The organism is Microbacterium sp. KRD172 (genome assembly GCF_017168295.1).
GTDB lineage: Bacteria > Actinomycetota > Actinomycetes > Actinomycetales > Microbacteriaceae > Microbacterium > Microbacterium profundi.
In genome coordinates, this window is the sequence record NZ_JABFAS010000025.1 from 1 (window position 1) to 392 (window position 392).

The following is a 392-nucleotide window of genomic DNA, read 5'->3' on the forward strand; positions in this document are numbered from 1 at the left end:
GGTCAAACGCTTCTGGTTCGAGCCATCCGCGTCCATCACATAAATCTCGGGATTACCGTCACGAGTGGATGAGAAGACGATCTTCTTGCCATCGGGTGACCAGCGTGGCGTAAGATCTGCACCAGAACTATTTGTCAGTCGCTCCTGATCCGATCCGTTGGTGTTCATCACGTAGATGTCCAGGTTGCCTCCTCGCTCGGATACGAAGGCAATGCGCTTTCCGTCTGCCGACAAGGAGGGTGCGAAATCAATCCCTGCGTTCGTCGTCAGTTGTACGGGCTTGGCGTTTGCTCCTTGTGTAGCATCGAGCAAATACACATCGGTATTGCCGTTGCGATCCGAGTCAAAAGCTACATGACCCTGTAGCCGCACAGGCGCAGGAGGTGGGGTGG

1 pseudogene is annotated in these 392 nt (G+C 54.8%); it reads right to left on the bottom strand.

Going from position 1 to position 392, the window contains the following annotated elements:
* Positions 1-372, bottom strand: a pseudogene (locus J1M43_RS16490) (PD40 domain-containing protein); the annotation flags it as partial.
* Between the last annotated feature and the right edge of the window lie 20 nt (positions 373-392).